A 9,983-nucleotide genomic window follows, 5' to 3' on the forward strand; every position below is an offset into this window, starting at 1 on the left:
GTGGAGGTGGCGGGGGTGGGGGTGGAGGTGGAGGTGGGGGTGGCAGGGGTGTCACGGCGCTGCCGCCGCCCCCGCCACCGCCGGCACATGCCCCCAGCATCAGTCCGGTCGGCACCAGCAAGGCGGCTGTCAAAACAAGCCGGATCGACGTCCTGCAGTTCTTTTCGTGACCGGACACGCGACGCTCCTGAGTTGATTGATGCTTGGCCTTCAAGTTCTGGCTGGATGGTCTTCTTACCGCGTTAATGAAGCGTTGCTTTGCGGCCCCTGGGTGTCAAGGCAGCCAAAGCTGTTGGCACGGGGAAGGCGCAGGGCTGTGCACGCTTCCGAGGGTGGATATTTTGAGGCGTGTCTGAAATAAGGACCGGGGGCACGAGTCTTGCTGACATCGCCCGGTTCGCATTCACCTGGAGCGGCTTTCGTCCATGAAGATATATCCCGTAATCATGTGTGGCGGCTCCGGAACGCGGCTTTGGCCCGTATCCACGTCACGTACGCCAAAGCAGTTCGTGAACCTGGTGTCCGACACGTCGCTGTTCCGCCAGACGGTTGCGCGGCTGGCGCCCGGCGGGGACGGTCTCGACCTGGCCGCGCCAATTATCATCAGCAATGCGCGCTATCTCGACCTGATCGACGCACAGCTCAAGGCAGACAATATTTCGCCACTCGCCATCCTCCTGGAACCCTGCGCCCGTAACACGGCGGCAGTGGCCGCAGTCGCCGCAGAATTTGTTGGCCGCATCGACCCGAAGGGACTGGTTCTTCTCCTGCCGTCGGATCACTTCATCGGAAATCCCGGCGCCTTCCGGAAAGCCATTGCCGAGGCGGCAGCGATTGCCGCGGCAGGCCGTATCGTGACCTTCGGCATTTCGCCGGACCGGCCCGAGACCGGCTTTGGCTATATCAAGGCCGGCGAACAGATCGGGCCGTCAGCCTTTGCCGTCTCCTCGTTCCGCGAGAAGCCCAACCATGTGACCGCACTGTCCTACCTCGCCGATGAAAATTATTCCTGGAATGCGGGCATCTTCCTCTTCCCGGCTGACCTGATGCGCGCCGAACTGGAAACCCACGCCCCGGACGTGCTGCGCGGCGTGAAGGATGCGCTCGACAGGGCGCAAGCCGACGGAACGGTCCACCATATCGACGAAACGGCCTTTTCCGCCGTGCGGTCGATTTCCATCGATTATGCCATCATGGAGCATACAAGTAACGCGGCCGTTTGCGGGCCGCTCTCATGCGCGTGGAGCGATGTCGGCACATGGCCGGCCGTTGGCGACCTGCAGACATCCAGCGGCCAGCTCGAACCGGTGCTGATCGACACCGAGAATTGCACAATTCATTCCGAACAGGGCGTGCTGGTGGCCGCCCTCGGCGTCGAAGACCTGGTCATTGCGGTGCATGATGGCGCTGTTCTGGTCATGTCCAAGGCGCGTGCGCAGGATGTCAGCCTCGTGATAGAAGCCCTGAAAGCGCGTGGGCTGACACAAGCGCTCTAGAAGCCACGCAGAATTATCTGCGGCAGGCCACAGGAATTCAACAGATGATTATCTCAAACGCCGACCGGTCAGGCTCTTCAAAGACAGAAGCCGTGCTGGTGACAGGCGCTGCCGGATTCATCGGCTATTATGTATCGCTGGCGTTGCTTCAAAGGGGCATTCGCGTCATTGGCGTGGACAATCTCAATGATTACTATCCGGTCTCGTTGAAACAGGCCCGTCTGGACCTCTTGTCGGCCCATGACGGATTTACCTTTCACAGTCTCGACATTTCAGACCATGCCTGGCTTCTCGCCTTGCCCGGCGTCAAGGGTGTGGACGTCGTGATCCATCTGGCAGCCCAGGCTGGCGTGCGATACTCGCTTGAGAATCCCTTTGTCTATGCGGCGTCCAACCTGGTTGGCCACCTGTCGATCCTGGAACTGGTGCGGCAGGCGGCAAAGCAACCTCTGCTTGTCTACGCCTCGTCCAGCTCGGTTTACGGCGCCAATACCAAAGTGCCCTTCAGCGAGTCTGATCCCGTCAACAGTCCCGTCTCGCTATATGCGGCGACCAAGCGCGCCGATGAACTGATGAGCGAGTCCTATGCCCGGCTCTACGGCATACGCCAGGTCGGACTGCGGTTTTTCACGGTTTACGGACCCTGGGGCCGCCCGGATATGGCCTATTGGTCATTCGCCGAGAAGATTCTCGCCGGCGAGCCCATTCAAGTCTTCAACAATGGCCACCTGGAACGTGATTTCACCTATATTGACGATATCGTTTCAGGCGTTGTCGCAACCGTGCTGCAGCCCATGAAGCCCGTCACGGATGTGCCCCACCGCATCTACAATATCGGGAACAATACGCCGGTACAGCTCATGCGCTTTATCGAAATTCTTGAGCAGTCGATCGGCAAGAAAGCCCTGATCCAGTTCGAACCGATGCAGCCCGGCGACGTTCATTCAACCTATGCCGACGTATCGGCGATCGCTGCCGACTATGGCTTTGCCCCCTCCACCCCGCTCGAGACCGGGATACCCATCTTCATCGATTGGCTTCGCAGCTACAAAACCAGCTGAATCTGACCCCTAATCAGGTAAACTCGACGCGCTCCTGCGAAAAATAGAAGAGCGAGCGGGTCTCCTCGTCAATGTCGTCGCTTGATGCCAGCAGCAGTTTCTGCATGGCGTGCTTGCGATCCTTCAGCGCGTGCTCGAAATCCGCTTCAATGAGGCGGTCGACGCCGGTCGAGATCATCGCGTCGCGCACCTCCATATAGAGCGTCAGCGACCCGCCAAGGAACATGGATTCATAGGCGATCTTGCTGGCAATCTTGTCATGGATATCCGCGTATTGCAGCTGGCGCTCCATGGTCGACTGGCGCTTCGTGATGAAGTCGATCTCGTGGCGGTATTGCGGATGCCGCAAATAGTAGTTCTTCAGGGCGATCATGTCGGTGTCGATCTTATTCTGGATCGAATCCGGCAGGCTGTCGCTGAGGATGATCACGATGTCGATATCCGACCCCTTGACCATCTCGCCCGACACAAGGTGCTCGCGCGGCTCGTTATGGGCGAGAAAATACGCCAGGTCGCCCGCAATGAACGCGCACATGGACGAGCGAATTTCACGCGGCAGGTCGAGGAAGAGCGACTTCATCACCTGCTGGGCCAGCGCGATCTTCTCGCGGCTGATCTCGCGGTGCATATTTGACAGCGTGCCTTGGCGCTCGATCATCTGGTCACGCTGGCCCGGCAGGCCGAACAGCGAGAATGACAGGAAATCGCGCAGGATGGACGGGCTGAGCCGCACCTGGTCATCGCGGGTTATGTCAAACCGCAGATAGTAGCTGGCAAAGTGGGATACGTGCAGCGCGCGGCTCTGGTAACAGGCCTGCCAGAGGGCGAGCACGGGAATGTCGGGCAAGGCTGCGGCCAGTTCCTTGCCGATCATCGGCCCCTCCGCATTCAGGAGATCGATGATCCGGGCCTCGACGTGTGCAATATCGGGAACAGGCATGGCATTTCTTCCCAGACTGGTGACACCGGCCTTATTGGGCGGATTTGTCCAGCAAGGCCAGTAGGTAGGTCCGGTACTCATTGCCGTAGGCCCGCGTGAAGGTCATTCCACCGTGACGGATTTCGCCAGGTTGCGCGGCTGGTCGACATCCGTGCCCTTCGCGACCGCCACGAAATAGGCCAGCAGCTGCATCGGGATGGCCGCCAGGATCGGCATGGCGATCTCGTCGGCATCGGGCAGGCGAATCACATGATCGGCCCGGTTGCCGGCCAGTCTGATGCCCTTGTCGTCCGAAACAAGAATGATCCGCCCGCCGCGTGCGCGCACTTCTTCCACGTTCGACAGCGTCTTCTCGAACAGGTCGTCATAGGGCGCGACGACAACGATCGGCAGGTCCTGCTCGATCAGGGCAATAGGGCCATGCTTCAGCTCGCCCGCCGCATAGCCTTCGGCGTGGATATAGGAGACTTCCTTCAGCTTCAGCGCGCCTTCCATGGCGAGGGGATAATACCGGCCCCGGCCAAGGAACAGCACATCCTTCGCCTTGGCCAGCGTCTGGGCGATCGCCTTGATATCGGCTTCGGCTTCCAGCGCCTCGGTCACCTTGCGCGGCAGCGACAGGAGGCTTTTCACATAGCGCGCCTCGTCGCCGGATTTCAGGTGGCCGCGTGCCTTGGCGGCCGACAGGGCCAGAACCGCCAGCACGGCGAGCTGCGCCGTGAAAGCCTTGGTCGATGCGACCCCGATCTCGGGCCCGGCATGGGTCGGCACAATGGCCTTCGCCTCGCGGGCAATCGAGCTTTCCGGCACGTTCACTATGGCAATCGCGGGCGACTTGTTGTCCCGGCAATAGCGCAGCGCCGCCAGCGTGTCGGCGGTTTCACCCGACTGGCTGACGAACAGCGCAGGGCCCGTCACCGGCAGGACCGGCTTGCGATAGCGGAATTCGGACGCGATGTCGGTTTCGACCGCCAGTTTCGCGATCTGCTCGAACCAGTATTTCGCCGTCATGGCGGCGTAATAGGCCGTGCCGCAGGCAATCGCGACAGCGCGGTCGGCGTCTGCGAAAATCTGCTCGGCGGCCTCCCCGGCCTGGATCGTCTGCGTTGCCTGGTCGATATAGGGCAGGATCGAGCGGGCCAGCGATTCCGGCTGCTCATGGACTTCCTTCAGCATGAAATGGTCATACTCGCCGCGCTCGATCAGCGCGTCATTCACAGCCGAGGTGACGCGCGGACGGTTCACCCGGTCGCCGCGGGCATTGCGGATATCCACGCTGTCGGGGCGCAACACCGCCCAGTCGCCTTCTTCCAGATAGGTCACGTCGCGTGTCAGCGGCGCGAGTGCAATGGCGTCAGACCCGAGATACATCTCGCCCTCGCCATAGCCGAGCACGAGCGGGCTGCCCTTGCGGGCGCCCATCAGCACGCTTTCCTCGCCGGAAAAGATCACCGCCAGGGCAAATGCCCCCTGCAGCTGGCCAAGCGTCGCCGCGAAGGCATCGACGGCGCTCATGCCGCCTTGCATGTTCCGGTCGATCAGCTGGGCAATGACTTCGCTGTCTGTCTCCGATTCAAATACACAGCCAGCCGCTTCAAGTTCGGTCCGCAGGTCGCGGAAATTCTCGATTATGCCATTGTGCACGATGGCCACGTCGCCGGACATGTGCGGATGCGCGTTCGTCTCGTTCGGCTTGCCATGTGTTGCCCAGCGCGTGTGGGCGATGCCGGTCGTGCCATCCATGGGCAGTTCTTCAAGCCGGGCCTGCAGGTTGACGATCTTGCCCTTGGCGCGGCGGCGCTCGATCTTGCCGAGGCTGGAAATGGCGATCCCGGCGCTGTCATAGCCCCGGTATTCCAGGCGTTTCAGGCCGTCGATCAACCGGCCCGCAACAGGTTCAGTTCCCGCAATCGCAACAATCCCGCACATACTCTACCTCCACGAATCTGATCGTGTAGATAGACCCCCGCATTCCGTCTGAATAATGACAGTTTGTTGGGAATTGCGACAATTGAAGGGTATTTCCTGCATTCACGGGCCTTCCTCCGGACGCGGCCGAGCGTATAGCATTGCTTACAAGTGCGTTTCCTGTGAATCGCGGCCTTCCATCCCCATCCTATGGCGACTAGGACGACAAGACGAAAACGAAGGACGTTACGACCCTTGGCCAAACTGACCCATCTCGACCGGCTCGAAGCCGAGAGCCTGCACATCATGCGCGAAGTTGCTTCAGAGTGCGAAAACCCTGTCATGCTCTATTCGGTAGGCAAGGATTCTGCGGTCATGCTGCACCTGGCGATGAAGGCCTTCTACCCGTCCCGGCCGCCCTTCCCCCTGATGCATGTCGATACGACCTGGAAATTCAGCGAGATGATCGCCTTTCGCGATCGCAAGGCCGCCGAAATGGGCATGGACCTTCTGGTCCATATCAACGAGGACGGCGTGCGCGAGGGTGTCGGCCCGTTCACCCATGGCTCGGCCGTGCATACGGACGTGATGAAGACAGCCGCGCTCAAGCAGGCGCTCGACAAGTACAGGTTCGACGCCGCCTTTGGCGGGGCCCGCCGCGACGAGGAAAAGTCCCGCGCCAAGGAGCGCGTCTTCTCGTTCCGCTCGGCCGAGCATCGCTGGGACCCCAAGAAACAGCGCCCGGAGCCCTGGAACCTCTACAATACCCGCATCCACAAGGGCGAGAGCATCCGCGTCTTCCCGCTGTCGAACTGGACCGAGCTCGACATCTGGCAATATATCCGCCGCGAGAGCATCGAGATCGTCCCGCTCTATTTCGCCGCCCCCCGCCCGGTCGTGAACTGGAACGGCGTTGACATCATGGTCGATGACGACCGGATGCCGGACGAACTGGCACGCACCGCCGTCACCAAATCCGTCCGCTTCCGCACGCTCGGCTGCTATCCGCTGACCGGCGCGGTCGAAAGCACGGCCTCCACGCTCGAAGAAATCATCCAGGAAATGCTGCTGACCACCACGTCAGAGCGGCAGGGCCGCGTCATCGACGCCGACCAGGCCGCGTCCATGGAGAAGAAGAAGCAGGAAGGCTATTTCTAGATGCGCCTCACCGACGACCTGATCGCCTCAGACATTGGCGCCTACCTGCAAAAGCACGAGGACAAGTCCCTCCTGCGCTTCATCACCTGCGGCAGCGTGGATGACGGCAAGTCGACCCTGATCGGCCGCCTGCTCTATGATTCCAAGATGATCTTCGAGGACCAGCTGGCCTCGCTGGAGGCCGATTCCAAACGGGTTGGCACGCAGGGGCAGAATATCGACTTTGCCCTGCTGGTTGATGGCCTCGCCGCCGAGCGTGAGCAGGGCATCACGATTGATGTCGCCTACCGCTTCTTTGCCACCGACAAGCGCAAGTTCATCGTCGCCGACACGCCTGGCCACGAACAGTATACCCGCAACATGGCGACCGGCGCCTCCACCGCCGACGTTGCCATCCTGATGATCGACGCGCGCAAGGGCATCCTCACTCAGACCCGCCGCCACAGCTTCATCACCACGCTGCTCGGCATCCGCCGCCTCGTGCTGGCCGTGAACAAGATGGATCTCGTCGATTACAGGCAGCAAGTCTTCGATGATATTGTCGATGACTTCTATGATTTCGCCGACGAACTGGCGACCGACCTTGAAGTGCAGGCCATCCCGATGTCGGCCCTTGCCGGCATCAACATTACGGAGCGGTCTGCCGAGACCGACTGGTATGACGGCCCGAGCCTGATGGAATACCTGGAAACCGTGCCGATTGGCGACAAGCGCCTCGGCGCGCCGTTCCGCATGCCGGTCCAGTGGGTCAATCGCCCGAACCTGGATTTCCGGGGATTCTCCGGCCAGATCGCCGCTGGCACGGTGAAACCCGGTGACCGGGTCAAGACCCTGCCCTCCGGGCGCCAGTCGACCATTGCCCGCATCGTCACGGCAGGAGGCGATCTTGACGAAGCCGTCGCCGGCCAGTCCGTCACGCTGACGCTGGCTGACGAAGTCGACTCCTCGCGCGGCGACGTGATCGTCTCGGCAGACGATCCGGCCGAAGTGTCAGACCAGTTCCAGGCCCGCATCCTGTGGATGAGCGATACGCCGCTCCTGCCCGGGCGCCGCTACCTCCTGAAGATTGGCGCCAAGACCGTCACTGCCACGATCAACGCGCCGAAATACGGCATCGACGTCAACACGCTGAATGACGTGCCCGCCAAGACGCTGGAACTGAACCAGATCGGCGTCACCACGCTGTCGCTTGACCAGGCCATCGCCTTCGATCCGTATGATGACAACCGCGAAATGGGCGGCTTCATACTGATCGACCGCCAGACAAATGACACGGTCGGCCTTGGCCTGATCGACTTTGCCCTGCGCCGCGCCTCGAATATCCACTGGCAGGCGATTGACATCGACCGGGCCACCCTCGCCGAGCAGAAGGGCCAGAAACCCGCCGTGCTCTGGTTCACCGGCCTGTCCGGTTCGGGCAAGTCGACCATTGCGAACGCGCTGCAGAAACGCCTCTTCGCCCTCGGCAAGCACACGTTCATTCTCGACGGCGACAATGTCCGCCATGGCCTCAACCGCGATCTTGGCTTTACCGATGCCGACCGCGTGGAGAACGTGCGCCGCGTGGCAAACGTCGCCCGCCTGATGACGGATGCAGGCCTGATTACGCTTGTGTCCTTCATTTCGCCCTTCCGCGACGAGCGCCAGATGGCCCGCGGCCTGATGGCCGAGAACGAGTTCATCGAGATCCATGTCGATACACCGCTGGCGGTCGCCGAAAGCCGCGATGTGAAGGGCCTCTACAAGAAGGCCCGCGCCGGCGAGATCAAGCACTTCACCGGCATCGACAGCCCGTATGAGGCGCCGCAGAATCCCGAGCTGCGCATCAATACGGTCAGCCAGTCGCCGGAAGAGGCCGCCGAGGAAATCCTCGGCTACCTCAAGGAAAAGGGCTTCCTGGCGGACTAGGCATTTCCGCCGCGCGCTTTCCCCAACGTCCCGTCTCGAAATGCGCCGCGCGGCAGGCTAAGCCCGTTGCAGATACAGATTTGCAGACCAAGGGAGCACGTATCATGGCCAAGGGAGACATGCCCGTCCTCGTCGGTGCCGGACAAAGCCTCAGCCAGTGGGATGGCAGCGCAGGCGCAGGCGGCGCCCCCTCACCGCTGTCCCTCATGGCCGACGCCTCAAGGGCCGCCCTCGCCGATACCGGCGCCGCCAATGTCGCTGCGGCCGTGGACACGATCGCGGTCGTCCGCATCTTCGAGGATTCCGTCGGCGCCGGACACCATCCCCACGGCCACAATACCAACCTGCCCGGCACGCTCGCCCGCGACATGGGCGCCAGGCCTGCCCGCCTGATCTACGAAACCGTCGGCGGCCAGAGCCCGCAGGCCCTGGTCAACGAAATGGCCGCCCGCATCCATGCCGGCGAGGTAGAGGTCGCGCTGATCTCCGGCTCCGAGGCCAATCGCGCCTCCAAGGGCGCCCGCCGCCACAAGCTCGAGATCAACTGGGCCGACGGCACCGATGACGCCTTCGAGGATCGCGGCATGGGCCCGATGCTGCTCAGCCGGGAAGAGATCAAGCACGGTCTTGTCGCGCCCGCCTATTTCTACGGCCTGTTCGAGAATGCCATCGCCGCCCGTGAAGGCCGCACCCGCAGCCAGCACCGCCGCGCCATGGCCGAACTCTTCCAGCCTTTCTCCGCCGTCGCCGCGCAGAACCCCATGTCGCAATTTCCCGTCGAGCACAGCGTGGAATTCCTCTCGACGCCGTCGCGCGAGAATTATGAATATGCCGACCCCTTCCTGAAATGGTTCATCGCGCAGGATGCCGTCAACCAGGGGGCCGCAGCCATCCTGATGAGCGAAAGCAAGGCCGATGAACTCGGCGTGCCGCAGGATAACCGCGTCTACCTTCATGGCGGCGGCGAGGCGGGCGACGACCATATCTCGGTACGCCCCCGCATCGACGGCTCATGGGCGATGGAACAGGCCCTCGGCCGCGCCCTCGACCAGTCCGGCGTCACCAGCAGCGACATCCGGCATTTCGATCTCTATTCCTGCTTTCCCTGCGCCGTCTTCTCCTCGACCGCAGCGCTCGGCATTGACTGGAAGCATGATTCCCGCGCCCTCACTCTGACTGGCGGCCTGCCTTTCTTCGGCGGCCCGGGTAACAATTACTCCCTGCACGGAATTGCTGAAATGTCGCGCAAGCTGCGCAATTCACCCGGCGAGCTCGGCCTCATCCTCGCCAATGGCGGCTGGATGACAAAGGAGGCCGCCGGCATCTATTCCACCACACGGCCGAAGGCGTTCACCCCGGCCCTGCCTGCCGCAAAGCCTGCCGATCAGGTCGCGCTCTGCAATACGGATTGCGAGGCCACGCTCGAAACCTTCACCGTCACCCACGGCAAGGCAGGCCCCGAAAACGGCATCATCTTCGCCCGCCTCGCCGATGGTCGCCGCGCCCTTGCGC

Annotated in this window: 7 protein-coding genes; 5 read left to right on the forward strand and 2 right to left on the reverse strand. The window is 62.0% G+C overall.

Annotated features, from left to right (window positions below; translation table 11 throughout):
• The first annotated feature begins 425 nt into the window (after positions 1-425).
• Both VR74_RS05330 and VR74_RS05335 read left to right on the forward strand, forming a co-directional pair.
• Positions 426-1,496, forward strand: a complete 1,071-nt coding sequence (locus VR74_RS05330) for a sugar phosphate nucleotidyltransferase (RefSeq protein WP_045695018.1) — start codon at positions 426-428, stop codon at positions 1,494-1,496.
• 44 nt (positions 1,497-1,540) lie between these two features.
• Entirely contained in the window at positions 1,541-2,557 is a 1,017-nt protein-coding gene (locus tag VR74_RS05335; protein WP_045695019.1) for an NAD-dependent epimerase/dehydratase family protein, read from the forward strand.
• 13 nt (positions 2,558-2,570) lie between these two features.
• On the opposite strand, the gene VR74_RS05340 is transcribed toward VR74_RS05335, so the two are convergent.
• Both VR74_RS05340 and glmS read right to left on the reverse strand, forming a co-directional pair.
• A complete protein-coding gene (locus VR74_RS05340; protein WP_045695021.1) occupies positions 2,571-3,497 on the reverse strand; it encodes a hypothetical protein in 927 nt (308 codons plus the stop codon).
• 102 nt (positions 3,498-3,599) lie between these two features.
• The gene (gene glmS, locus VR74_RS05345) at positions 3,600-5,426 is read right to left on the reverse strand and encodes a glutamine--fructose-6-phosphate transaminase (isomerizing) (protein WP_045695022.1); all 1,827 of its coding nucleotides are present in this window, start codon (positions 5,424-5,426) and stop codon (positions 3,600-3,602) included.
• 189 nt (positions 5,427-5,615) lie between these two features.
• On the opposite strand from glmS, the gene cysD reads away from it, so the two are divergent.
• The 3 genes from cysD to VR74_RS05360 form a co-directional block, all read left to right on the forward strand.
• Positions 5,616-6,563 carry a sulfate adenylyltransferase subunit CysD gene (cysD, locus tag VR74_RS05350; RefSeq protein WP_045695023.1) on the forward strand — a complete coding sequence of 316 codons (948 nt, stop codon included), beginning with the start codon at positions 5,616-5,618 and terminating at the stop codon, positions 6,561-6,563.
• Positions 6,564-8,471 (forward strand): sulfate adenylyltransferase subunit CysN, encoded by a 1,908-nt coding sequence (gene cysN, locus VR74_RS05355; protein ID WP_045695024.1) that lies wholly within the window; start codon positions 6,564-6,566, stop codon positions 8,469-8,471.
• A 104-nt stretch (positions 8,472-8,575) separates the two neighbouring features.
• Positions 8,576-9,983, forward strand: a 1,408-nt coding sequence (locus VR74_RS05360) for an acetyl-CoA acetyltransferase (RefSeq protein WP_045695026.1), incomplete at its 3' end; no start/stop codon positions are given.

The organism is Hyphomonas sp. BRH_c22 (assembly GCF_000961795.1).
GTDB lineage: Bacteria > Pseudomonadota > Alphaproteobacteria > Caulobacterales > Hyphomonadaceae > Hyphomonas.